The 24,458-nt window shown below is 40.9% G+C and carries 25 protein-coding genes; all 25 read left to right on the top strand.

Translation table 11 applies throughout. The annotated features are described in order from the left end of the window. Positions 1-324: 324 nt before the first annotated feature. A complete protein-coding gene (locus tag MHB45_RS13780) occupies positions 325-2,430 on the top strand; it encodes a sigma 54-interacting transcriptional regulator (RefSeq protein ID WP_063594025.1) in 2,106 nt (701 codons plus the stop codon). Between the two features lie 303 nt (positions 2,431-2,733). After that, positions 2,734-4,107 carry a putrescine aminotransferase gene (locus MHB45_RS13775; RefSeq protein WP_048681701.1) on the top strand — a complete coding sequence of 458 codons (1,374 nt, stop codon included), beginning with the start codon at positions 2,734-2,736 and terminating at the stop codon, positions 4,105-4,107. Between the two features lie 60 nt (positions 4,108-4,167). Continuing rightward, a complete protein-coding gene (locus tag MHB45_RS13770) occupies positions 4,168-4,320 on the top strand; it encodes a hypothetical protein (RefSeq protein WP_153246109.1) in 153 nt (50 codons plus the stop codon). A gap of 491 nt (positions 4,321-4,811) precedes the next feature. Next, positions 4,812-5,009, top strand: coding sequence for a DUF2768 domain-containing protein (locus tag MHB45_RS13765; protein ID WP_048681698.1), 198 nt, complete (start codon positions 4,812-4,814; stop codon positions 5,007-5,009). 13 nt (positions 5,010-5,022) lie between these two features. Continuing rightward, on the top strand, positions 5,023-5,748 hold the full coding sequence (locus MHB45_RS13760; RefSeq protein ID WP_105718769.1) for a hypothetical protein: 726 nt from the start codon (positions 5,023-5,025) through the stop codon (positions 5,746-5,748). Between the two features lie 233 nt (positions 5,749-5,981). Continuing rightward, complete coding sequence (spoIVA, locus tag MHB45_RS13755) at positions 5,982-7,460, top strand: stage IV sporulation protein A (protein ID WP_034308024.1); 1,479 nt, start codon at positions 5,982-5,984, stop codon at positions 7,458-7,460. Positions 7,461-7,964: 504 nt separating this feature from the next. Then, positions 7,965-8,237 carry an HU family DNA-binding protein gene (locus MHB45_RS13750; RefSeq protein ID WP_034308023.1) on the top strand — a complete coding sequence of 91 codons (273 nt, stop codon included), beginning with the start codon at positions 7,965-7,967 and terminating at the stop codon, positions 8,235-8,237. Positions 8,238-8,542: 305 nt separating this feature from the next. Continuing rightward, positions 8,543-9,109 carry a GTP cyclohydrolase I FolE gene (gene folE / locus MHB45_RS13745; protein ID WP_034308020.1) on the top strand — a complete coding sequence of 189 codons (567 nt, stop codon included), beginning with the start codon at positions 8,543-8,545 and terminating at the stop codon, positions 9,107-9,109. Positions 9,110-9,129: 20 nt separating this feature from the next. Continuing rightward, entirely contained in the window at positions 9,130-9,378 is a 249-nt protein-coding gene (mtrB, locus tag MHB45_RS13740; protein WP_034308017.1) for a trp RNA-binding attenuation protein MtrB, read from the top strand. Positions 9,379-9,625: 247 nt separating this feature from the next. After that, positions 9,626-10,456 carry a heptaprenyl diphosphate synthase component 1 gene (locus MHB45_RS13735; protein ID WP_048681690.1) on the top strand — a complete coding sequence of 277 codons (831 nt, stop codon included), beginning with the start codon at positions 9,626-9,628 and terminating at the stop codon, positions 10,454-10,456. 3 nt (positions 10,457-10,459) lie between these two features. After that, positions 10,460-11,170: a demethylmenaquinone methyltransferase gene (locus tag MHB45_RS13730; protein WP_034308012.1), complete on the top strand. Its 711-nt coding sequence runs from the start codon at positions 10,460-10,462 to the stop codon at positions 11,168-11,170. Positions 11,171-11,204: 34 nt separating this feature from the next. Next, positions 11,205-12,167, top strand: a complete 963-nt coding sequence (hepT, locus tag MHB45_RS13725; RefSeq protein WP_048681687.1) for a heptaprenyl diphosphate synthase component II — start codon at positions 11,205-11,207, stop codon at positions 12,165-12,167. 96 nt (positions 12,168-12,263) lie between these two features. After that, positions 12,264-12,710, top strand: coding sequence for a nucleoside-diphosphate kinase (gene ndk, locus MHB45_RS13720; protein ID WP_034308008.1), 447 nt, complete (start codon positions 12,264-12,266; stop codon positions 12,708-12,710). A 187-nt stretch (positions 12,711-12,897) separates the two neighbouring features. After that, positions 12,898-13,671: a CheR family methyltransferase gene (locus tag MHB45_RS13715; RefSeq protein ID WP_048681682.1), complete on the top strand. Its 774-nt coding sequence runs from the start codon at positions 12,898-12,900 to the stop codon at positions 13,669-13,671. A 252-nt stretch (positions 13,672-13,923) separates the two neighbouring features. Continuing rightward, positions 13,924-15,096 carry a chorismate synthase gene (gene aroC, locus MHB45_RS13710; RefSeq protein WP_034308003.1) on the top strand — a complete coding sequence of 391 codons (1,173 nt, stop codon included), beginning with the start codon at positions 13,924-13,926 and terminating at the stop codon, positions 15,094-15,096. Between the two features lie 3 nt (positions 15,097-15,099). Then, positions 15,100-16,179, top strand: coding sequence for a 3-dehydroquinate synthase (aroB, locus tag MHB45_RS13705; RefSeq protein WP_048681678.1), 1,080 nt, complete (start codon positions 15,100-15,102; stop codon positions 16,177-16,179). Between the two features lie 24 nt (positions 16,180-16,203). Then, positions 16,204-16,572 (top strand): chorismate mutase, encoded by a 369-nt coding sequence (gene aroH / locus MHB45_RS13700; RefSeq protein WP_048681675.1) that lies wholly within the window; start codon positions 16,204-16,206, stop codon positions 16,570-16,572. Between the two features lie 81 nt (positions 16,573-16,653). Continuing rightward, the gene (hisC, locus tag MHB45_RS13695; RefSeq protein WP_048681673.1) at positions 16,654-17,766 is read left to right on the top strand and encodes a histidinol-phosphate transaminase; all 1,113 of its coding nucleotides are present in this window, start codon (positions 16,654-16,656) and stop codon (positions 17,764-17,766) included. A gap of 47 nt (positions 17,767-17,813) precedes the next feature. Continuing rightward, positions 17,814-18,917 carry a prephenate dehydrogenase gene (locus MHB45_RS13690; protein ID WP_048681669.1) on the top strand — a complete coding sequence of 368 codons (1,104 nt, stop codon included), beginning with the start codon at positions 17,814-17,816 and terminating at the stop codon, positions 18,915-18,917. A gap of 22 nt (positions 18,918-18,939) precedes the next feature. Continuing rightward, complete coding sequence (gene aroA, locus MHB45_RS13685) at positions 18,940-20,226, top strand: 3-phosphoshikimate 1-carboxyvinyltransferase (RefSeq protein WP_048681667.1); 1,287 nt, start codon at positions 18,940-18,942, stop codon at positions 20,224-20,226. A 369-nt stretch (positions 20,227-20,595) separates the two neighbouring features. Continuing rightward, the gene (locus MHB45_RS13680) at positions 20,596-21,867 is read left to right on the top strand and encodes a tetratricopeptide repeat protein (RefSeq protein WP_072273185.1); all 1,272 of its coding nucleotides are present in this window, start codon (positions 20,596-20,598) and stop codon (positions 21,865-21,867) included. Positions 21,868-21,908: 41 nt separating this feature from the next. After that, entirely contained in the window at positions 21,909-22,460 is a 552-nt protein-coding gene (locus tag MHB45_RS13675) for a ReoY family proteolytic degradation factor (protein WP_034307987.1), read from the top strand. Positions 22,461-22,622: 162 nt separating this feature from the next. Continuing rightward, a complete protein-coding gene (locus MHB45_RS13670) occupies positions 22,623-23,084 on the top strand; it encodes a YpiF family protein (protein WP_048681663.1) in 462 nt (153 codons plus the stop codon). Positions 23,085-23,244: 160 nt separating this feature from the next. Continuing rightward, positions 23,245-23,751: a ubiquinol-cytochrome c reductase iron-sulfur subunit gene (locus MHB45_RS13665; protein WP_048681654.1), complete on the top strand. Its 507-nt coding sequence runs from the start codon at positions 23,245-23,247 to the stop codon at positions 23,749-23,751. A gap of 3 nt (positions 23,752-23,754) precedes the next feature. Continuing rightward, the gene (gene qcrB / locus MHB45_RS13660) at positions 23,755-24,429 is read left to right on the top strand and encodes a menaquinol-cytochrome c reductase cytochrome b subunit (protein ID WP_034307974.1); all 675 of its coding nucleotides are present in this window, start codon (positions 23,755-23,757) and stop codon (positions 24,427-24,429) included. Positions 24,430-24,458 lie beyond the last annotated feature (29 nt).

Below are 24,458 nucleotides of genomic sequence, written 5' to 3'. Positions count from 1 at the left end.
ATGGAGCCGTAATGACGGTATGGCGAGAGCTGTCCCATCTGTATAAAAAGCCTTAGCAGGGGACGTCCATCCACGAATCATAACAAACAGGAATAAGCAAAATTCAAACATGATTGGAATGTAAGATAAGGTGGACGGTCCTTTATAAAATAAGTCTAAGCTGCATATCAGGTTTTTAGGTCAAAAGGGTCCGTTAAAGGACCCTTTTGTCGTGGAACAAGTAAAGGTAAATGCTGGATATGAGTAATGGTGCCTCTTATTTTTTATCTTGCAATTCGGAATTGTGATAAAATATAGGTTAGGTTACAAAAGGAGAGTGAAACTGTGTTATCTATTCCGGATGATAAAATTAGACCATTCATAACTATAACAATTGATCAGCCTACGTTTTCAGACCAAAATATTCATGAGATACAGGAACCTTTCTTCTTTCTTATGAAGGAAAATCAAGTGTTTGCGTATATCCGTATGGATGACCTCCCGTTAAATGAAAAAATAACGACAGTCGATCAGCTTTTACAGTATGCTTTTTCGATTGATAATGTTTGTAAATTGCACCCTAACATTTCCTTGCCGCATCTGTTTCAAATTATCGGTGAACCTATCGTGCTGATAAAAACGGATGATGGCATGCTAACCGGTTATGTAAAAAGGGAAGATGTATTAGCTGAATTATTCAAGCAGGACAGCAAACAAAATTTAGACCTGCTAAATGTTATCTTAACCTCCATTCCTATGGGGATATTTGTGGCTGATAAAGAAAAGAATATCGTGAACTTCAATGAATCAGGCTTGAAGATGATAAAAAAACCTTCTGAACAAGTCCTTAATGAACCTGCTGCGAACATCTTCAATAAGCAGCATATACATAGCGTGTTTGCCAGCGGGAGCAGTATTCTGAATCAGTTGGAGATTACTGATGTCATGAGTGTGCTTGTCGACTATAGCCCGATTCTGAACCATGAAAAAGAAGTCGAAGGCCTGATCATCATCGTTCAGGATTTACCGATGGTTGAGGAAATGGCCATGGAAATAGAATTGATAAAAAGCTCGAATAAAGACTTGAATGCCATTTTAGCGAATATCTATGATGAAATACTTGTAGTCAATCAAAAAGGAGAGCTGCTGCGCTATAGTGACAGCATCATCTCGGGATTCTGGGGGAAGGACTTAAAAGATTATATCGGGAAGAATCTCTTGCAATTAGAGGATGAAGGGATTTTTAATCCTTCGGTAACCCGGTTAGTCCTTGAACAAAAAAAGAAAGTATCGATTGTCCAAGATACGAAAATGAATAAGAAAGTCCTTTCCGTCGGCACCCCTGTGTTCAATGAAAAAGGGGAAATAGATCGAATAGTCATTGCATCAAGGGATATAACGGAAACGACACAATTGAAATCGGAATTAAATGAAATGAGGAAAGAACTGGACTCATTCAAAAAACAGGATCAATTTTATAAAGAGTTGGTTTTTGCAAGTCCTAAAATGGAGCAGATAATCAGCCAAGTCAAGAAAATCGCCCATTTTTCATCTACTGTATTAATCAATGGGGAGTCGGGAGTAGGTAAAGAAGTGATAGCTGAAGCCATTCATAAAATGGGCAGGCGATCTAAACAACCTTTCCTGAAGATAAATTGCGGGGCGATTCCGGAAAACCTTCTCGAAAGTGAATTGTTTGGTTATACGAAGGGTTCCTTTACAGGAGCGGATAAAAACGGGAAGGTAGGATACTTTCAGCAGGCCAATAAGGGTGTTTTATTCCTGGATGAAGTGGGTGACATGCCCATACATCTGCAAGTCAAGCTGCTGCGGGTACTCCAGGAACAGGAAGTGATTCCGATTGGCAGCACTACACCCATTTCCATTGATGTTCAAATTGTTGCGGCCACGAATAAGAGTCTGGAAAAAATGGTCGAGATGGGCACGTTCCGAGAAGATTTATTCTATCGATTGAACGTCATACCCATACATGTGCCCCCATTAAGGGAAAGGCCGGAGGATATACCGCCGCTAGCCTTTCATTTCCTGCAAAAACTGAATGAAAGGTATCAGCGGAATTATCACTTTTCCCCCGATGCATTAAATATACTGGAAGTCTATACTTGGCCGGGAAACATTCGTGAGTTGCAGAACATGATTGAAAGATTGGTTGTTTCTGCAGATGAAGAGATGATCGATGCTGACTTCATTCAAAGGTTCATACCTGTGGGCAGTGACTTTAAACAAACGAAACCCATCATTACGAGAATCCTTCCGCTGCAGGAAGCACAGGATCATGTGGAAGAACAATTGATCATGCTTGCCATGAAACAGTATAAAACCACGACCAAAGCGGCTAAAGCGCTTGGGATAAGTCAATCGTCAGTGAGCAGGAAGTATCAAAAAGTGTTAGCTGAACAAAGTAAGAAAATCGAAAATGATGCATTTTGATTAAAAGCCGTTGCCGAGTGATGAAAATCACTTGTCAACGGCTTTTATTTTTATGAAGGCATTTTCGAAGCTTTTCAATGATTTCCCAAACTCGATTATGCAAAGTGAAATAACGATATGCATATTTGCATAGTTTTAGAGTGATTTTTTTTAAAAAATGCGTTTTTATTGGTTAATTAACTTGGCATGGTTCTTGCTTGATAAGTAAGTATAAGAAAAAAGGGAGGTAAGCATCAAAGTTTCATAAAAAAAGCAAACTTAATTAACCCATCAACTAAAGCTATAAAAAAAGGAGATTATAAAATGTCAATTAACGTAGAAAGTAAAAACACTCAAGCTAACCAATCAGCAACTCAAGATTATATTAAAAAGGTGCTTCAATTAATCGAGCAAAAAGAAATTTCAAAAGAAGATGCACAGTGGGTAACAAGAGAAACGGTCGAGAATTTCCGTAACCATGTAAACCCTGGATTTTTGGAATATCGGAAGACGGTCACTAAAGACACACAATTCGCTTCGGTGGAGTGGTCTGATCAAGATTCCTGTTTTACGGATGTAAATGGAAAAAAATATATTGATTGTTTAGGTGGCTTTGGTATTTATAATGTTGGCCATCGTAACCCTAAAGTAGTAAAGGCCGTAACCGATCAATTGCAAAGACAAGCCCTTCATAGCCAGGACTTGCTTGATCCATTACGTGCAATGCTTGCCAAGATCCTTGCTGAAATCACACCAGGAGATCTAAAATACTCATTCTTTACGAACAGCGGTACCGAGAGCGTGGAGGCTGCACTTAAGCTGGCTAAAATGTACAGTGACAAATACACGATCATTTCCACGACAAAATCATTTCATGGGAAAAGCCTTGGTTCCCTATCGGCAACGGCAAAGGGCATGTTCAGAAAACCGTTCATCCCGTTGGTACCAGGTGTGCGCCATGTACCATTCGGTGATGTGGATATGATGAGAAAAACGTTTGAAAGTTGTGCATTGGTCGGTGAAGATGTTGCTGCTGTGCTGTTGGAGCCTATTCAAGGTGAAGGAGGGGTCATTCTGCCTCCGCAAGATTATTTAAAGCAGGTTCGTGCATTATGTGACGAATATGATGCGTTATTGATCTTGGATGAAGTGCAAACAGGAATGGGACGGACAGGTAAAATGTTCGCTTCTGAGCTATATGATGTTGTTCCGGACATTATTTGTTTAGCGAAAGCATTTGGTGGCGGAGTAATGCCAGCAGGCGCTGTTGTAGCCAATGAAAAAGTATTTAAAAGCTGGTTCGACAATCCATTCATGCATACTACGACATTTGGCGGAAATCCACTAGCTTGTGCTGCGGCAATTGCTACGATCGACGTACTTTTGGAAGAAAACTTACCGCAGCGTGCTGCAGAAGTTGGAGAATACTTCTTAAATGGGTTAAGGGAAGTGGCTGCTGAGCACAAAGATAAGGTGCTGGAAATCCGCGGCCAAGGTTTAATGATCGGTATTGAATTCCATAAAGATGAAGTAGGTTATGAATTCTCAAAAGCCCTTTTTGATAAAGGCATCTTGGTGGCAGGTACGCTTATTAATTCCAAAACAATCAGGATCGAGCCGTCATTGACTATTAAGCTGGATGAAGTCGATACAGTCATTAAAGCGTTTAAAGAAGTCTTGCCGACGCTTCAATCTTAATTAAAAGAGCAGAAAAACAGCCTTTGGGCTGATTCAGACTGTAGATAAAAAGGTTTCGGAATGGTATCATTCCGAAACCTTTTTGAATTTGTAGCAGTTTTAGAGATTGATGAACTCTCCAAGGTCATTGTTTCGACCATTCCCACCCTTCGTCAAGTCCAGGTGGCCATCTTCTTTACATCAATGGCAGCCTCCATTTTACTAGTCAAATAGTTCACTGCACCAGGTGGTCTAAAGTAAACATTTCAAGCTGATCAAAGGTATCCTCATCACCTCGAGCTTTCATCCTTAAATAAGGAGCTTATCTTCCTGTTAACACAAAGTTGATTGGAACGGAACTTACGGGACTCCTGCGGGAAAGCGGGGCCAAGGGAGACCCCCGCAGGCGCTAATGGCGCCGAGGGCGGACCTTCCGTGGAAAGCGAGTGCCCTACATTCCAATCAACGGTCAAATTTTAAACACCTTAAAAAACGGTCGGCAAACTCAATTATTATCGAGTTTGTTTATAAATTGAAACAGTCTTTGCGCTGTTTTTTGTTGCTTGGAGGAGGGAATAATTACATATTTCTCTTTATATAACTGGATCTCAGAAATTTTTTTTCACGAGAACGAGTAAGGAATTACACAGAGTGGACAAGGATTTAATTCCTTTAACGTAATTTGGTATGTTATAATAATTTCTGGAAAAAGGAGTGATGAAGATATGACACCTGCCCTGCAAAAAATGTGGATATCCTTTATAGCTATGGGCTTTATGGTTATCTCTATATTTCTAATCTACTTAAGCCGCTATAAATTAAAAGGTTTTTGGAGAGTCTTGACAGCAATTATCGCATACATACTTATGATTCTGGCCGGCTTGATCATCCTTATCGTTGTACTTAGCGGGCCAACCACTTGATAGGTGAGGAGAAATGATGAGAAATTTTTTCAAAATATTATGTTTATTATGCATCTCTGTATCATTAGCTGGCTGCTTATATCCGGAGAAGCAAAAAATGCAAAACCAACTGCCTTATAAAGAGCAATTACAATCCGTCCAAAGTGCAGTGGATCAATTTCAGAAAGATGAAGGCGGCATACTGCCGATAGTTACTAAAGATGCAGGGACACCGATTTATCAAAAATATGTCATAAAATTTTCTAAGATTTCGCCGAGGTATATGGCTGAACCGCCGGACAATGCCTTTGAATCAGGGGGTGTCTTTCAATACATCCTCGTAAATGTTGAAAAAGACCCGACTGTAAAGCTGTTGGATGTCAGAATGGCGCAGAAGATTCAGGATGTTTCCTTGAGATTGACTGCCTATCAGCAAAGCAACGGATACCCGCCGTTTAAGGAAAGGTTATCCGATAATGTCTTCACGCTTGATTATGAAAAGATGGGCCTGAAGGAAGCTCCGACGGTCACGAGTCCATTTTCACAAAAAGATTTATACCTTGTAGTCGATGGTCAAGGCAGCATTTTTGTTGATTATACCCCGGATTTACTTGAGGCATTGAAGAAGCATGAGGGGAAAATCAAGCAAGGTGAAGATATCCGGGAACTGCTGGTGCAGAGTACGGATTTCGTCCCTGCCTATTCGTTACCATATACAATTGATGAAAAAACAAATACTCCAATATTTCTTACAAAATAGGCATAACCCTTCTTCTGCAAAATATATTGTAGGGGAAGGGTTATTTCTTTTATCTTTATTTCATCTTACTTTTAAAATAACAACCCTTATATAAAAATTTCTGGTGGAGGAAGGGATTGAACCAGGGAAATAAATGGAATAAATTTTTAGGACAACATCATAGATATATATTGTCCTAAATAAATGCAAATGGATAAACGAAATCCCAAAACTCTAATTCGGGAGGGGATACCTTGGAAAAGGTAGATATTTTTAAAGATATAGCTGAACGGACCGGTGGCGATATATACTTGGGGGTGGTCGGTGCCGTCAGGACTGGAAAATCCACATTTATTAAAAAATTCATGGAGCTAGTCGTCATTCCGAATATACCGTCTGAGGCGGACCGTGCCAGGGCGCAGGATGAATTGCCTCAAAGTGCTGCCGGAAAGACGATCATGACGACGGAACCCAAATTCGTACCGAACCAGGCAGCATCGATTCAAGTAGCTGAAGGTCTCGACGTGAACATCCGTTTAGTCGATTGTGTCGGTTATACAATACCCGGGGCAAAAGGGTATGAAGATGAAAATGGTCCCCGCATGATTCACACGCCTTGGTATGAAGAGCCGATTCCGTTCAATGAAGCTGCCGAGATCGGCACTCGCAAAGTAATTCAGGATCATTCCACATTAGGCGTGGTCGTTACGACGGATGGTTCGATAGGAGAAATCCCGCGAAGTGATTATTTAGAGGCCGAGGAAAGGGTCGTCGAAGAATTGAAGGAGGTTGGCAAGCCATTTATCATGATTGTCAATTCCGTTCAGCCTCACCACCCGAATACGGTAGCACTGAGGGAATCCTTGCAGGAAAAGTATGATATCCCCGTATTGGCCATGAGTGTCGAAGGAATGCGGGAATCGGATGTTTACAGCGTACTGCGCGAGGCCTTGTACGAATTTCCTGTTCTCGAGGTAAATGTTAATCTCCCGAGCTGGGTAATGGTTCTGCGCGAGGATCATTGGTTAAGGGAAAGTTACCAGGAAGCGGTTAAAGAGACCGTCAAGGACATTAAGCGCCTGAGGGATGTTGACCGTGTAGTCGGTCATTTCAATGAATTTGAGTTCATTGACCGTGCAGCGCTTGCAGGCATTGAGATGGGGCAGGGGGTTGCAGAAATAGACCTATACGCTCCGGATGAACTCTATGATGATATTCTGAAGGAAATTGTCGGTGTGGAGATTCGGGGCAAGGATCATCTGTTATCATTGATGCAGGACTTTGCGTATGCGAAAGCAGAATATGATCAGGTGGCCGATGCATTGAGAATGGTTAAACAAACTGGATATGGTGTCGCAGCCCCATCCCTTAACGATATGAGTCTTGATGAACCGGAAATCATCCGCCAGGGAGCCAGGTTCGGTGTCAGGCTAAAAGCCGTAGCTCCTTCCATCCATATGATCAAGGTCGATGTCGAATCCGAGTTCTCGCCAATCATCGGTACGGAAAAGCAAAGTGAGGAATTAGTACGGTATCTGATGCAGGATTTCGAAGACAATCCACTTTCCATTTGGAACTCCGATATTTTTGGAAGAAGCCTAAGTTCCTACGTAAGGGAAGGCATACAGGTGAAATTAGCAATGATGCCAGACAATGCACGCTATAAATTGAAAGAAACACTTGAGAGGATTATTAATGAGGGCAGTGGCGGCTTGATTGCCATCATCTTATAGAAAACGTTTAAGGCTGGACCAACTCCATTTATGGATTGGTCTTTTTACATGAAGGAAATGGCAGGATCGCAAGAAAAATATCATTTATGAACGCTAATATTTGAATTAACCTGCTGTTTTTTAGTATAATCTTGAAAAAACCCTGTGGTTAAGCGATTTTCAGCAATATAATAAGTTTAATTTCTATAAAAAAGGGAAATGATGAATAGCGAAAGACAAAATTTATAATATATACAATTATTAATGAAAAGATTCCCATTATTTTTTGAATTCCCTTGCTAAGCTTATAGGATTTGTGATAATCTACATACAGAAAACGCGTTATAACAGCGATTTCAACCTATTTATACATTTCTGGATGAATAATTTGGAAATTAAACCGGCTTGGTAATCCCTGATTGTCAGGGAATGAAAATTTTTTGACCGAAGCTAATATCAAATCACTATTATAGTGTTGTAATAATGATTTTTTATAAAGATTCCTTTTGGGAGGAGGTGAATGGCATGAACAAAACAGAATTAATTAATGAAGTTGTTACAGCAACTGAAATTTCTAAGAAAGACGCTACAAAAGCTGTTGATGCTGTTTTTGATACAATCTTAGAAGCTCTAAAAAACGGTGATAAAGTCCAATTGATTGGTTTTGGTAACTTTGAAGTTCGTGAACGTGCGGCTCGTAAAGGCCGTAACCCACAAACTGGTGACGAAATCGAAATTGCAGCTAGCAAAGTGCCAGCTTTCAAACCCGGTAAAGCGCTGAAAGATGCAGTGAAGTAATTCTACCATTACATACGGGTGCTTAACCGAAAAGGGCCGCGTGAAAACGCGGTCCTTTTTTTGCTTCTTAATTTCCATCTGTGATAATATAAAAGACAGTGAATATTTTAGAAACGCTTCAGATGGTAATTCTGTAACAAGAAAATATCCATCCGAAACCGCTTCCGGCGAAACTGCCTTTAATGGAATTCAATCTATGGGTAATCGGTAGCTTTAATAATTGCAATTATGGATTTCCGGGTGCAACGCGCTTTGGTTTTTTTATCTAATACATAATATTATTGATTTTTTAGGAGGTACAAAAAATGGCTAATGTTGATCATGCCAAATTAGAAGAAGCGGTTAAAATGCTTCTCGAGGCTGTAGGGGAAGACCCAACGAGGGAAGGACTGCTGGATACTCCTGCTCGTGTAGCCAGAATGTATGAAGAAATTTTTTCTGGACTTAATCAGGATCCAAAGGAATATTTCGATACTGTTTTTGGGGAGGACCATGAAGAACTCGTACTTGTAAAGGATATTCCGTTTTACTCGGTATGTGAACATCATTTAGTCCCTTTTTACGGGAAAGCCCATGTAGCATATATTCCGAAAAACGGAAAAGTGACTGGTTTAAGCAAATTGGCACGGGCGGTTGAGGCAGTATCGAAGCGTCCGCAGCTTCAAGAGCGCATCACTTCTACAGTTGCAGACTCGATAATGGAAAAGCTCGAGCCTCATGGTGTAATGGTTGTAGTAGAGGCTGAACATATGTGCATGACCATGCGAGGCGTAAAAAAACCCGGCTCTAAAACAGTGACTTCAGCTGTAAGGGGAACGTTTGCGAAGGATCACCGTACGAGAGCTGAAGTACTGGCATTCATTAAAGACTAAGGATATGGGGGCAGGAAAAAATGAATGATAAAAAGATTCTGAATGATTTTGTCGTAATCAAAGCCATTGAGGATAGTGTGAATGTCATCGGGTTGACAAGGGGAACGGACACCAAGTTTCACCACTCCGAAAAACTGGACTCAGGAGAGGTGATGATCGCACAATTCACGGAGCATACCTCGGCAATTAAAATCAGGGGCCATGCAAAGGTCTATACTCCATTCGGAGAGATAGAAAGTGATTCCAAAAAGAATTCACCTGACAAATGATCGTTTCTCAATGCTTGGTTCATTATAAATCAATCACCTGATATCGCGTTTAACAAGCTGTAAATTTCCCGCATCCATTTTTTTGAAGAGCAAAAGTCGATGATTTCCTTGTTTTTGGAAGTTTCATTTTATAAACGTTGACCATTTCATCTGATTGTTTTTATGGTATAATAATGTGTATTTTACACAGACAGAAACCAATATGTATGAAAAAAATTATCTTTCGGGGATGCAAGGGTGATCTCAATTGTTAAACATTACGGACGACATAAGGCAATTAAAACGATTAATAGAAACGAAAGCTCAACATCCATATTTGTTGAAGTATATACAAAAGCCAAGCTTGGACGAAGATAAACTGATGTTGCTTTGGGGATTGTTTAACGATTTGGACGTTACAAGCGAAAAACGGAATCAATACATCATTTCAACCATGTTAGTGCAAATAGCTCTGGATACCCATGAAATCGTCTCGAATTCGGGTGAAGGAATCGAGTCGCCCGAGGTATTGAAAAATCGTCAATTACAAGTGCTTGCCGGTGATTACTATAGCGGCTTATATTATCAAGGGCTTGCCAGTGTAGGTAATGTTGATATGATCCGTATCCTTTCAAGCGCGATAAAAAAAATAAATGATAATAAAATCATTCTATACCAACAAGGATCGATTCATGATGTACCAACGCTTTTAATGACGGTAAAAGCGATAGAGGCTTCGCTGATTCAGAAACTGGCGGATTACTATAATGAGCCTGCCTGGATAGAAATATCGGAAGACCTGCTGCTTTTAAAACGGTTGCATGCCGAGAAGAGCAGTTATATGAAGTCGGGGGAATCAATAGTTTTTGATGTCCTAAGGGAAATGCCTTTTGATGACTCGACCGGTGGGGATGTTCCCATTTCGGATAAGGAAGAACAGGTACGCACCCGATTCGACAAGTGCCTGAGGGATGCCAGGCAATCCGTAGAGCGCTCGATGCGGAAGCTGGCAAAGTTGGATGATGAACTACTGGAAAGAGTGAAGGCCATCTTGGAACAAACAGAGAGTATGGCAAATTCATATGTGAAAGAAGGGTGAATCATGGAGCAGTCTAAAGAGCAAAAAGTTCATCATGTCTTTGAAAAGATTTACGGAAATTATGACAAGATGAATTCCCTCATCAGCTTTAAACAGCATCTTAAATGGCGGAAGGCTACAATGGCCATCATGAATGTCCCAAAAGGCGCCCATGCACTGGATGTATGCTGTGGAACAGCGGACTGGACCATTGCCCTTGCTAATGAAGTAGGACCAGAAGGAAAGGTTGTTGGTCTGGATTTTAGTAAAAACATGCTGAAAATCGGCGAACAAAAGGTGAAGGAACTCAATCTGGATCAAGTTTCCCTAATGCATGGGAATGCAATGGAACTTCCTTTTGAGGATAATAGCTTTGACTATGTCACGATCGGTTTCGGGCTGCGGAATGTCCCTGATTACATGAAGGTGCTTAAAGAGTTAAACCGTGTAGCGAAGCCAGGTGGTATGGTCGTTTGCCTGGATACGTCACAGCCAACGATGCTAGGCTTTAAACAGGGCTATTATTTTTATTTCCGTTTCATCATGCCCATGTTCGGCAAATTATTCGCAAAAAGCTATAGTGAATACTCATGGCTGCAGGAATCGGCTCGAGATTTCCCAGGCATGAAAAAGCTTGAAAACATGTTTAAGCAGGCAGGAATGGAAAATGTCAGTTATAAAGCCCATTTCGGTGGGGTAGCAGCAACACATTTCGGGTACAAGCCTTCAAAATAAGCAGAATAGCAATGGACAAAGCTGGGTGGAATGTATGAAATTTAAAATGATGTATTCATTTTTGAATGCAGATTTGCAATTAATAGAAAAAGAACTGGAAGCCGCAATTGAAGCGGATTCCACGGTTTTAAGGGAAGCTTCCCTGCATTTACTGCAATCCGGTGGAAAACGGATCCGTCCGGTATTCGTCCTATTGGGTGCGAAGTTTGGCAACTATGATATTCATGTCGTAAAGCATGTCGCAGCGACTTTGGAACTGATCCATACGGCTTCCCTTGTACATGATGATGTTGTGGATGATGCGGATTTACGCAGGGGGTCGGCTACCATCAAGTCGAAATGGGATAATCGTGTCGCCATGTACACAGGCGACTTCATTTTTGCTCGTGCACTGGAAATGATGGCGGTCATCGAGTCTCCGCTTGCGCATCAAATTCTCGCTGATACCATGGTTGAACTATGTCTTGGGGAAATTGAACAAATTAAAGATAAGTATAATTTCGAACAGAATTGGCGGATATATTTTAGACGGATCAAACGGAAAACGGCATTGCTCATTGCATCCAGCTGCCAGTTGGGAGCCATTTCAGCAGGTGTTGACGAGGGGATTCACGAAAAGCTATTTAAATTCGGATATTATGTCGGTATGTCCTATCAAATCACCGATGATATATTGGATTTTACGGCGTCGGAAGAAGAACTTGGTAAACCGGCCGGGAGTGATTTGATTCAAGGTAATATCACTTTACCCGTTTTGATCGCTATGGAGGATCCAAAGTTAAAAAAGCTTATCGAAACTGTTCGGGAAGATACGCCAAAAGATGAAATGTCCCATATAATCAATGCGATAAAAACTTCCGGTGCCATTGAACAGGCAGCGAGGATCAGTGATATGTATTTAGAAAAAGCTTTTACTGAGTTGAAAGGTCTTCCTGCCATTAAAGCTAGAAAAACTTTATCGGATATCGCGAAAAATATCGGAAAAAGAAAGTTTTGATAATGGGAGTTGCGAAACTCATCAAACAATGGTAATATTCTAAAAGTATTGCCTTATATAGGCAAATAACAATGATACATATTAGGAGTGACATTCATGGAAAGAACATTTTTAATGGTAAAGCCTGACGGCGTTCAACGCAATTTAATCGGTGAAATCGTTTCCCGTTTCGAAAAGAAAGGCTTCCTTCTTGCAGGAGCAAAATTAATGGTCATTTCTCAAGAATTGGCTGAGCAACATTATGGCGAGCACAAAGAACGTCCTTTCTTTGGCGAATTAGTGGACTTCATTACTTCAGGTCCTGTCTTCGCAATGGTTTGGGAAGGCGAAAATGTAATCGCTACAGCACGTCAAATGATGGGTGCTACTAACCCTAAAGATGCAGCAGCAGCAACAATTCGTGGCGATTTTGCCGTAACTGTCGGCAAAAACATCATTCACGGATCTGATTCAGCTGAAAGCGCTGTACGTGAAATCGGTTTATTCTTCAAAGAAGAAGAACTTGTTGAGTATTCTAAACTTGTAAACGAGTGGGTTTATTAATTAGTACTCATCACTATATAGGAAGCGGGTTCCATCGTCATTATGCGATGGAACCCGTTTTTTTTGCATTGCTTTTTAAGCTTCCCGGCATGGTAAGGAATTATTGCAGTTTAAAGAAAATATGGCACTCTCCGATATATAAAGGGAAGGACCACTTAAAATAATTATGTGCAGGGGAGTCGTAGGAATGCCTCAAGAATATGAAGAGTTTATTCGCAATATCAAGACGTTGACAGGCATTGATTTGGCATTATATAAGGAAGGGCAAATGAAAAGGCGACTGACATCTCTATATGAAAAAAGAGGATATCATTCATTTCGTGAATACTATAAAGACATTCAAACCAACTCCGAAGTTTTAAATGAGTTTCTGGATAGAATGACAATCAATGTCTCCGAATTTTATCGAAATGCGAAAAGATGGGAAGTGTTGGAGCGGAAAATCCTTCCTGGGTTATTAGCAAGCAAAAAAAAGTTGAAGATTTGGAGCGCGGCCTGTTCAACTGGTGAGGAACCATACACGCTTGCCATGATTTTATCCAATCTGGTTCCACTTAGCCAGATAGAGATATTGGCGACGGATCTGGATGAAAATGTGTTGGCGCGAGCGAAATTGGGGATGTATCCCGAGCGTTCCTTAAATGAAGTGCCTGAAGAAATCAAAAGGAAATACTTTGAAAAAAAAGCGGATTTTTATCGTGTCGATGAAGAAATCAAGAGAAGGGTAACATTTAAAAAGCAAAACCTTCTCGCTGATCGATTTGAACAAGGGTTCGATTTAATCATTTGCCGCAATGTGCTAATTTATTTCACGGAAGAAGCGAAAAATTTGTTATATGAAAATTTCAGTGCATCATTAAGGAGCGGCGGGGTTTTTTTTGTAGGAAGTACAGAGCAAATATTCACCCCTGGAAAATATCAATTTGAAACGATCGACACATTTTTTTATAAGAAAAAGTAAATACTTTTAAAAAAGGGACTGATTCTGCTCATGGGCGTTCAGTCCTTTTCGTTTGTCGAGTTATAGTAAATCCAACAGAATTCTGATTTGAAAGATTAAACTATATCGAAAATGTTTAAGTACTTGTAAAATAGAGTGAAAAGTGATTAAATTCAAACAATATGGTTTTTACGTTTTACATATACCCACATTTCATAAAATTGTGGTATATTGATACATATACACTTTAAAGTGCTAAAAGGGGGCTGGAAGATGAGATATTTAACAGCGGGAGAATCACATGGTCCGCAACTGACTACTATCATTGAAGGATTACCGGCGGGAATGCCGATTTCGAATGAGGATATCAATCAAGAATTGGGACGCCGGCAAAAAGGGCATGGACGTGGAAGAAGGATGCAGATCGAGAAAGATCAGGCTTTTATTTCTTCAGGAATCAGACATGGCTACACTCTCGGTTCACCGGTTGCTTTGGTGGTCGAGAACGATGATTGGAAACATTGGACAAAGATTATGGGAAGTGAAGGGCTTTCAGAAGAGGAAGCTGAAGAAATTAAACGTAAAATCACCCGGCCTCGTCCTGGTCATGCCGACTTGAACGGCGGGATTAAATATGGGCACCGCGATTTGAGAAATGTTCTGGAACGATCTTCAGCCCGTGAAACGACAGTAAGGGTGGCAGCAGGTTCTGTCGCAAAAAAACTTTTGTCTTTATTGGGGATTGAAGTGGCATCGCATGTTTTGGAAATTGGCGGAGTGAAGGCAGAACCGCCAAAATATGAAACGATCCAGCAATTGCAACAAGTAACAGAAGAATCTTCCGTTAGATGTTTCGACAAAAACGTTGAGCAGCAGATGAAGGATGCAATTGATGAAGCGAAACAAAAAGGTGATTCCATCGGCGGAATCGTCGAAGTCATTGTAGAAGGAATGCCGGTGGGAGTGGGAAGTTATGTGCATTATGACCGTAAGCTTGATGCAAAACTAGCCGCAGCGATAATGAGCATCAATGCATTCAAAGGTGTGGAAATAGGTCTAGGATTTGAAGCGGCCCATCTATTCGGCAGTGATGTCCATGATGAAATCGCATGGGATGAAGAACAGGGTTATTACCGGAAAACCAATCGCCTTGGCGGTTTTGAAGGCGGTATGACAACTGGAATGCCGATAGTTGTACGCGGTGTGATGAAGCCGATCCCCACTTTATATAAACCTTTGAAAAGTGTTGATATCGATACGAAGGAAGTGTTTGAAGCAAGTGTCGAGCGTTCCGATAGTTGTGCGGTCCCTGCAGCAGCAGTGGTAGCTGAGGCGGTAGTGGCATGGGAACTGGCGGCTGCCATCGTTGATCAATTCCCTTCAGATCGTTATGAGCAATTAGCAGAGTACATAAGATCATATCGGGAAGAAGTAAAGGGGTTTTAAATCATGGAATCCATTCAAATTAAAACGGCTTCCAAGCAATACCCGGTTTTAATTGGCAAGAAGGCAATCAATGAATTGCCCGAATTAATAACACGTGAACTGAATCATCTAAACAAGATTCTGATCATAACTGATGAGAAAGTGGCGGCACTTCATTTGCAGACCGTGAAGGACGCCCTGCTCAAGACGGGAAAACCGGTCTTGCATCATGTAGTGCCAGAAGGGGAGCATGCTAAAACATTCGATGTGTTTTATGAATGCCAAAGCTTCTGCTTATCCCAACAGATTAATCGCAAGTCATTGATCATCGCCCTTGGCGGCGGTGCAGTCGGTGACTTGGCCGGATTCGTTGCAGCTACTTTTATGAGAGGGATTCCATTTATACAGGTTCCGACGACTTTGCTTGCCCACGATAGTGCAGTGGGCGGCAAGGTTGCCATCAATCACCCGCTAGGGAAAAATATGATTGGGGCCTTTCATCAGCCTGAAGCGGTCATTTATGATCTGGAATTTTTAAAGACTCTGCCACTTAAAGAATTAAGGTCAGGTTTTGCAGAAGTCATTAAACATTCCTTGATAGCAGATAATGAGCTTTATCTATGGTTAAAGTCGAATATTGTTGATTTGAATGATATAACGGATGAGCAATTCCTTACCATGATTACAAAAGGGATTGGCATTAAAGCTAAAATTGTCGAAGAGGATGAGAAGGAAAACGGCATTCGTGCCTTTTTGAATTTTGGTCATACGCTTGGACATGCAGTGGAAGGTTCAATGGGATACGGAAACTTTACGCATGGGGAATCGATTTTAATCGGGATGGTATATGCACTTAAATTAAGCAGAAAGAAAGTGGATCTCGATTTTAAACTGGATGAGTTTATTGACTGGGTTTCTTCTTTAGGTTATCAAATAACCATTCCAACCCGACTTGAACATGCAATGCTGCTTGAATTAATGAAAACAGACAAAAAATCGGTCAATGATGCAGCTACCTTTGTCCTGCTAAACGAAGTGGGGTCACCGCTATTAATGGATATAGCCGACTCTGAGCTGATAGAGGAAATGACGGAGATGATTTAGAGTTCAGGAGAAGGGGGACTATGTGTGATAAGAGGAATAAGGGGTGCCACTACAGTAGAAAGAGACACAGAAATGGAAGTGATTTCTGCTGTCGAAAAGTTGATGGCCGAGATCATTCAGGTCAATGAAATTGATCCCGATATGGTAGCTTCTGTATTTTTTTCTGCTACGGAAGAGATTCGTTCTGTCTTCCCTGCCAAAGCCTTGAGGAAATTCGAAGGCTGGACTTATGTACCGGTTACATGCATGAAAGAAATACCGGTGAGCAATTCCTTGCCATTTTGCATCCGGGTCATGATCCACGTAAATACGACAAAATCTCAAAAAGAGATACAGCATGTTTACCAGGCAGGGGCTACCGTATTACGGCCAGATTTGACAAAGCGGATATAAGATGATTATAAATCTATGAATATGATATACTATTCTCACACTTTCTTACTTTAAAGTGATAAAAATATAGAGGTGATTGACATGAAATGGAATGAAGCGGTCCTTTCCTTGAAGTCTTATCAACCGGGAAAATCCACTGATGAAGTGAAAAAATTATACGGGTTGGAAAAAATCACGAAATTAGCTTCAAATGAAAATCCTTTTGGCTGTTCGGAAAAGGTCAAGGAATCCGTTAGGAATTCAACCCATTCGTTTGCCATCTATCCAGATGGATATGCAACGATGCTAAGGGAAGCTGTTGCGAAACATACAGGTGTGAAAGAAACTCAGCTTATTTTTGGAAATGGATCTGATGAGAACATTCAAATCATCTCCAGGAGTCTATTGGGAGCTGGAAAGAATACGGTCATGGCAACAGGCACTTTTTCGCAGTATCGCCATAATGCCACGCTAGAAGGAGCGGAAATCAGGGAAGTTCCTCATATTGACGGTGCTCATGATCTAGAAGGAATGCTTAAAGTAATAGATGATGAAACAGCGGTTGTCTGGCTTTGTACACCGAATAATCCAACAGGTAAATACATTTCGGAACAGGACTTATTATCGTTCATCGAAAAAGTGCCGGAAGATGTTCTTATCGTTTTGGATGAAGCTTATTGTGAATATGCAAACGCTGAGGATTACCCGAGAACGAATCAATGGATTAATAAATATAAAAATTTGATCATACTCCGGACTTTCTCGAAAATTTATGGACTTGCCAGTTTTAGGGTAGGGTACGGTTTGGCGGATGAGGATATCATCCAGAAATTAGATCCATCACGGGAACCATTCAATGTGAACACATTTGCACAGAATATCGCTATCGTCGCTTTGGAAGATCAGGCCTTCATTGAAAAATGCAAGGAAGAAAATCAAAAAGGGTTAAAGCAGTACTATGAATTTTGCAATAAGGAAAATTTGGCTTATTATCCGTCACAAGGTAATTTCATCTTTATCCATTTTAAACAGGATGCCGATGTGGTATTTCAATATTTGCTTGAGCGCGGCTTCATCGCAAGGTCGGGGAAATCTTTCGGTTTTCCAAACAGCCTGAGGGTGACGATTGGTTCTACGGAAGAAAATGAAGGAATGATCCATGCTATTAAAGCTTTTTTGAATGAAGTTGAGGCACCTTCTGATTCGCTGCTTTAACGTTTCATCAAACCTAGAGGAGCATAAAAGATGCGGGGGAGAGAAGAGTGAAGGGTAAGGTTTTTGTAATAGGTTTAGGTCTAATAGGCGGATCACTGGCCATGGCTGTACGCCATGCACATCCTGAAGCCGTGATTGTTGGTATGGACCTAAGTGAAAAGAATATTCAACTATCGATGCTATTGGGGATCATTGATGATTCTGTATCATCTTTGGAAGCGGGAGCATGTGAAGCTGATTTGATTCTACTTGCTGTGCCTGTCAATGAAACCGTGAAGATTTTAGCTCAATTGGCTGATATGGATTTAAAAAGTGAGGTCCTCATATCTGATGCAGGAAGTACGAAGGATACAGTCGTTAAGGCAGCGAAACCATTGATAGATAAAGGGGTGGCCTTCATCGGGGGGCACCCTATGGCTGGTTCCCATAAGAGCGGCGCTGCGGCAGCCAAATTACATTTATTCGAACATGCATTTTATTTGCTAACTCCCGGGGATTCCATCAAAGAAGAAAAGGTTGAGCAGCTGAAAGGGTGGCTGCAGGGGACAAGAGCTAACTTTCTTATTGTTAGTCCTGCCACACATGATAAGCTGACTGGGGTCATTAGTCATTTTCCGCATATTGTCGCATCGGGGCTCGTTAAGCAGGCAGAAAATTACAGTAAGGAAAACAAGTTGATTTCAAGGCTCGCAGCAGGTGGATTCCGGGATATTACCAGAATCGCCTCAAGCAGTCCGGAAATGTGGCGTGACATTTTGTTACATAACCGGGAAGTGCTGCTTGAATTAATGAATGATTGGCTGAATGAAATGGAGCATATAAAAGGTCTGGTTGCGAATGAAGATAGTGAAGAAATCCTTCGATTCTTTACCGATGCCAAGATTTTCAGGGATGATTTGCCGACACATGCGAAAGGCGCCATACCAGCGTTTTATGATTTATATATCGATATACCGGATTATGCCGGAATAATTTCTGAGATTACCGGATATTTGGCACAAGAAGGTATCAGCATTACAAACATAAGGATCATTGAAACCAGGGAAGAGATATACGGTGTGCTGGTCATCAGTTTCCAAACGGATGTTGATCGCATAAAAGCTGCGGAGTGTATTTCAAGACATACAGATTATGAAACGATCCTGGCATAATAATATAGGGAAGGATGGTTTTATGAATACTAAAAAATTACAAACGAACATTCAAACATTGCGTGGTTCGATTGCCATACCTGGAGATAAGTCGATCTCCCATCGTTCGATAATGTTTGGAGCCCTTGCCGAAGGGGAAACGACAGTAACTAATTTTCTTCCAGGAGCTGATTGTTTAAGTACGATTTCCTGTTTTAAGCAGCTTGGAGTCCATATTGAACAAGATGGCCAGCACGTCAAAATTGAAGGCAAAGGTTTTAATGGATTAAAGGAACCTGAATCAGTACTGGATGTCGGAAATTCTGGTACCACGATCAGGTTAATGATGGGCATATTGGCAGGACAGGATTTTTCAGCCGTTTTGGCAGGTGACGAATCGATAGCCAAACGTCCAATGACCCGGGTAGTAAACCCTCTTCGTCAGATGGGAGCAGCCATTGATGGCCGAAAAGGAGCAGAATATACTCCCCTCGCCATAAGAGGAGGCAAATTACAAGGGTTTCGCTACGAATTGCCTGTAGCGAGTGCACAGGTGAAATCTGCGATAATCTTGGCTGGTTTACAGGCAGAAGGTGAAACGATCATTATCGAACCGGAAGAGACCCGTGATCATACAGAACGAATGATCCAGGAGTTTGGCGGAAAAATCGAAAAAGACGGCCAAACGATTAAAGTAAGCGGAAATCAAGTCTTCAAAGGGACGAACATCCATGTGCCGGGTGATATTTCTTCGGCAGCTTTCTTCATGGTGGCTGCAGCGATTACGGAAAATAGTGAAGTGGTATTAAAGAATGTGGGCCTTAATTCGACAAGGACTGGAATCATCGAAGTCATGAAATCGATGGGTGCTGATATCACGATAGAGAAGAAGACGAGCGAGGGCGAACCTGCAGGTGACATCACGGTCAGAAGCTCCCGATTAAAAGGAACGACCATCAGCGGTGATTTAATTCCCCGTCTCATCGATGAAATACCGGTAATTGCACTTCTGGCGACACAGGCAGAAGGGGTAACGACAATCAAGGATGCAGCAGAATTAAAAGTGAAAGAGACGAATCGAATTGATACTGTTGCAAATGAGCTTTCCATCCTGGGGGCAGATATAACCCCGACAGCAGACGGATTGATCATCAAAGGCCGTAAAGCCCTGAATGGAGGTACGGTTACAAGCCATGGGGATCATCGTATCGGGATGATGCTTGCTGTAGCGGCTTTGATAACGGATGGGGAAGTGGAACTTGCCGACCCTGATGCCATCGATGTATCGTATCCACAATTTTTTGGGCATTTGACGCAATTGATAAAGTAAATATAAAAAAAGTTTACATACCTTATTTGGTCTGTAAACTTTTTTTAAATGCTCAAAAGTGTTGAAAGCGCTAACATCAGGGCTATTTTGTATCTGTATTGATCATGAAAATAATGAAAAAGGGGTTCATGATCAAAAAGGAGATTTACCACAGCGTGGAGAATTAACTAGTAACCTTTTTTTAATGAGAATGGGAGGGGACTTCATCGATGGAATACAAGGCTGCAGTATGGTAAACTAATGAATACTGTTTACTATGCATCTCACGATTACATGGTATTTTGTTCTTAATGGCAGAATATGTTACATTATGGCGTGAATGTGTATGACTAGGGACCAAGTCTATCATGCAAAAGGAAGGATTCAACAATGAACACAGTGGAACAAGTTATACAGCATTTAAAAAAAGGGGAATTAACAGAAGCTCTTAAACATATAAATCGAATTAAATCATCAGAGTCAGCAGAGGACATTTTATTGCTGGCCGAAGAAATGCTCCAGCTTGGCTTTGCGGAAGAGGCAAAGGATCTTTTTGAACATCTGCTGCAACTCTATCCCGATGAAGGAGAATTGATTGTTTCGTTGGCGGAAATCCTGATTGATATGGACCAGGAAGATGAAGCGATGCTGATGCTTGAAAAAGTAAGTGCAGATGATGAAGTATATCCAAGTGCTTTGCTTTTGGAAGCGGACCTTTATCAATTACAGGGGATGGATGAGGTCAGCGAACGGAAATTACTGCAGGCTAAGGAAATGCTTCCAGATGAGATCATCATTGATTTTGCGCTAGCTGAACTGTTCTTTCATCAAGGCAGGGATCAGGAAGCCATTGCAAATTACATAAAGGTTTTGGAACAGGAACAAGAAATCGCTGGTGTTAATGTCAATCAGAGGCTTGCTGAAGCATTAAGCAGCTCGGGCAAGTTCGAGGAGGCCCTTCCGCACTTTGAGAAGGCCTTGAAGGATGGACTTGAAATCAATACTTTATTTGAATATGCATTTACAGCTTTTCAGGCAGGTCTTTATGAGACAGCCGTACGAAAGTTTATTGAACTGAAAGAATTAGATCATGAATATCATTCACTATATTTGTACCTGGCAAAGAGTTATGAACATCTTGAAGATCTCGAAAATGCCTTGAAAACGGTCAAAGAAGGAATCAAGGCTGATGAATTCAATAAGGAACTTTACTTCTTCGGTGGTAAAATAGCCTTGAAAAGCGGTCTTGACGAAGAGGCTGAAAATCTATTTAAAGAAGCACTTGCCATTGATCCGGGATATCTGGAAGCTGCACTCACCCTTTTGAAATTGTATATGCACCAAGAAAGGTATGAAGATGTATTGGAGTGTATAGGTGAAGTAAGGCGATATGGAGAGGATGATCCTCAGTTTGACTGGATAGCTGCTGTATCTTATCAACATACCGAACAATTTAAAGAGTCATTAACCAGCTATCATAAAGCATATAATTCATTCAAGAGCAATCAAGATTTCCTTGAAGATTATGGTTTCTTTTTAATTGAAGAAGGAGACAGAGCCACATCTAGAGAAGTATTTAATAAGCTGCTTGAGATGAATCCGGCGAATGATGAGTATGCAATGATTTTGGAGCGGCTAGGTGAAAACACAGAGGAAATGTAGATAAGTGAAACAAAACTAAATCAAGACAGAGGAGGGAATTCATGGTGGCTGCCCCTGTTTCTGTGAATGAGAAGAAGGATTTTATTCGGTGGTTCTTAAATCATTATCAACTGAAACGAAGAGAATGTGTGTGGATATTGAATTACTTAATGAGTCATGATCAACTGATGAAAAAGGTTCATTTTGTAGAAAATGCACAATATTGCCCACGTGGACTGATTATGTCGACACATTGTGTGGATGAGGTCCCTTTCAGGTTCTATAAGTCCAATATCATGACGACCGATGCAGAGAAATCTTTTCATGATATCCGTTTAAATCGGGATGAAGACATTTATATTCAGCTTAATTTTAAATCGTCTTACTCTTCCTATCAATATGCAGCGGTACTCGAGCACAATCCCTTCATGCCGAAATCGACGGCATCGAATGAAAAAGATCAGCTGCTAGCTGAACAATTTTTAGAAAGAAGCATGTTGTATTTTCAAAGGGACCGTCTGCTTAAGGAAATCGATGAAGCGCTTGATAAGCATGATGAACAAGCATTTAAGGATTTAACCGAACAATTGAATCAATTGAAAGTACTTGGATGAAATAAATTGACCTTTCCGTAATCAGGAAAGGTTTTTATTTTTTATAAAACATTGATAAAATCCACATTTTTGTAAAGACTATGGGTATATGGTAAAGATGTTATAAAAATAATGGTAAAATGATAAGGAGTTGATTCAAAAAATCGGGAGTGAAGAAAAAACATGAAGTGGACAGCAAAAGATCTTGACATGTATATGCAGTCAAAAGAGTATGTGGATACCGTTTTGATTCCTTTGGTTCCCCTATCTTTTAAAGGGCAAATGAAGCAAACGGGCTCAATGAATGAATTTCTTACCATTTTAAGCTTGGAAATTGAAAAGCAGATGAAAGGTAGAATTCTTTTATTGCCGACATTTCATTATTTAAGTGATGAAATGGATAAGGTTGAACGGTTAAAGCGTTGGGCCAATGAAGTGAAAGAAAATAATTTCGAGCATGTTTTCTTTCTTACATCGGACTTCGAGTGGAAAAAAGAAGAACGGGAATTAGAGAATAATTTAGTATGGATTCCTGCCATTCCCTTGGAAGGGCTTGAAATTGACCAAGCAAGGGAAATGATTAACCAGCAAGTTCTCCAAATCCTTGATATTTTCTCTTATAATTGGAAAAATGAAAAAAAGTAGGATTTTTCGCATTATTTGACACATAGTTGCCACCTTTTGGGTTTTACAAATATTGACCTTGGTAAATTATTGAGATATCATGGAAATGTCCTAGTTTTATAGTGTCGCTATTTATTGGTCCTTTGGGCTCTCAGTATAGTAATAGAGGGGGGGAAAACGCATGAGCAAGCATAATGTTTCACGACGTCAATTCCTTAATTACACACTTACTGGCGTTGGTGGATTTATGGCGGCCGGTATGTTGATGCCTATGGTTAGGTTTGCAATTGATCCTGTATTATCAGCTGATAAAGGCGGGGATTACGTTGCAACTAAGCAGAAGGTAGGTGATCTGACTACCGAACCGACCCGTGTCGACTTTAGTTTTAAACAGGTCGATGGGTGGTATGAGTCTGAAGAAACAAATACAGCTTGGGTTTACAAAACGGATGATGGTAAGATCGTTGCTTTATCTCCAATCTGTAAACATTTAGGCTGTACGGTAGGGTGGAATACGGATAAGACTAATCCGAATCAATTTTTCTGTCCTTGCCATTATGGCAGGTATACGAAAGATGGGATTAATGTGAAAGGGACACCGCCGGTTTCACCATTGGATGTCTTTGACACGAAAGAAAAAGATGGAATACTTTATTTGGGTCAACTAAAACCGCACGGGGAGGCGTAAACATTGCTAACAAAGTTATATGACTGGGTGGACGAGCGTTTAGATATTACGCCGTTATGGCGGGATATTGCTGACCATGAGGTTCCTGAACATGTTAACCCCGCACATCATTTTTCCGCATTCGTATATTGTTTTGGTGGGTTAACTTTCTTTATTACGGTCATCCAAATCTTGTCAGGCATGTTCTTGACGATGTACTATGTCCCGGACATTAAAAACGCTTGGGAATCTGTTTATTATTTGCAAAATGAAGTTGCCTTCGGTCAAATTGTCCGTGGTATGCATCACTGGGGAGCAAGTCTAGTTATCGTTATGATGTTCTTACATACTCTTCGTGTCTTCTTCCAGGGAGCTTACAAAAAACCGCGTGAATTGAACTGGATGGTCGGCGTATTGATTTTCTTCATCATGCTGGCATTAGGCTTGACTGGTTATTTATTGCCATGGGATATGAAAGCGCTATTCGCAACGAAAGTTACGTTGACAATTGTCGAATCGGTACCGTTGATGGGACCGGCACTCAAGACATTGATAGCAGGAGATCCAACCATCGTTGGAGCACAGACATTGACACGATTCTTTGCAATTCATGTATTCTTCCTGCCTGCAGCATTATTTGCATTACTAGCGGCTCATTTCCTGATGATCCGAAAACAAGGTATTTCAGGTCCACTATAAAAGAATGGTGAACCAAGAACCAAAAAAAC

Source organism: Peribacillus sp. FSL K6-5616, from assembly GCF_038008245.1.
GTDB classification, from domain to species: Bacteria; Bacillota; Bacilli; order Bacillales; family DSM-1321; genus Peribacillus; species Peribacillus frigoritolerans.
Note: the sequence above shows the minus strand (reverse complement) of the source record. Positions and strands in the feature narration are given on the sequence as shown.

What these genes read in the sequence shown, in the direction of transcription:
- aroB (WP_048681678.1), top strand. Translation starts at nt 15,100, where the DNA reads ATGGAATCCATTCAAATTAAAACGGCTTCCAAGCAATACCCGGTTTTA.
- MHB45_RS13665 (WP_048681654.1), top strand. Translation starts at nt 23,245, where the DNA reads ATGAGCAAGCATAATGTTTCACGACGTCAATTCCTTAATTACACACTT.
- MHB45_RS13675 (WP_034307987.1), top strand. Translation starts at nt 21,909, where the DNA reads ATGGTGGCTGCCCCTGTTTCTGTGAATGAGAAGAAGGATTTTATTCGG.
- MHB45_RS13680 (WP_072273185.1), top strand. Translation starts at nt 20,596, where the DNA reads ATGAACACAGTGGAACAAGTTATACAGCATTTAAAAAAAGGGGAATTA.
- mtrB (WP_034308017.1), top strand. Translation starts at nt 9,130, where the DNA reads ATGAATGATAAAAAGATTCTGAATGATTTTGTCGTAATCAAAGCCATT.
- ndk (WP_034308008.1), top strand. Translation starts at nt 12,264, where the DNA reads ATGGAAAGAACATTTTTAATGGTAAAGCCTGACGGCGTTCAACGCAAT.
- MHB45_RS13750 (WP_034308023.1), top strand. Translation starts at nt 7,965, where the DNA reads ATGAACAAAACAGAATTAATTAATGAAGTTGTTACAGCAACTGAAATT.
- aroA (WP_048681667.1), top strand. Translation starts at nt 18,940, where the DNA reads ATGAATACTAAAAAATTACAAACGAACATTCAAACATTGCGTGGTTCG.
- MHB45_RS13770 (WP_153246109.1), top strand. Translation starts at nt 4,168, where the DNA reads ATGGTATCATTCCGAAACCTTTTTGAATTTGTAGCAGTTTTAGAGATT.
- MHB45_RS13715 (WP_048681682.1), top strand. Translation starts at nt 12,898, where the DNA reads ATGCCTCAAGAATATGAAGAGTTTATTCGCAATATCAAGACGTTGACA.
- folE (WP_034308020.1), top strand. Translation starts at nt 8,543, where the DNA reads ATGGCTAATGTTGATCATGCCAAATTAGAAGAAGCGGTTAAAATGCTT.
- MHB45_RS13670 (WP_048681663.1), top strand. Translation starts at nt 22,623, where the DNA reads ATGAAGTGGACAGCAAAAGATCTTGACATGTATATGCAGTCAAAAGAG.
- MHB45_RS13765 (WP_048681698.1), top strand. Translation starts at nt 4,812, where the DNA reads ATGACACCTGCCCTGCAAAAAATGTGGATATCCTTTATAGCTATGGGC.
- MHB45_RS13775 (WP_048681701.1), top strand. Translation starts at nt 2,734, where the DNA reads ATGTCAATTAACGTAGAAAGTAAAAACACTCAAGCTAACCAATCAGCA.
- MHB45_RS13760 (WP_105718769.1), top strand. Translation starts at nt 5,023, where the DNA reads ATGATGAGAAATTTTTTCAAAATATTATGTTTATTATGCATCTCTGTA.
- hisC (WP_048681673.1), top strand. Translation starts at nt 16,654, where the DNA reads ATGAAATGGAATGAAGCGGTCCTTTCCTTGAAGTCTTATCAACCGGGA.
- hepT (WP_048681687.1), top strand. Translation starts at nt 11,205, where the DNA reads ATGAAATTTAAAATGATGTATTCATTTTTGAATGCAGATTTGCAATTA.
- MHB45_RS13730 (WP_034308012.1), top strand. Translation starts at nt 10,460, where the DNA reads ATGGAGCAGTCTAAAGAGCAAAAAGTTCATCATGTCTTTGAAAAGATT.
- aroC (WP_034308003.1), top strand. Translation starts at nt 13,924, where the DNA reads ATGAGATATTTAACAGCGGGAGAATCACATGGTCCGCAACTGACTACT.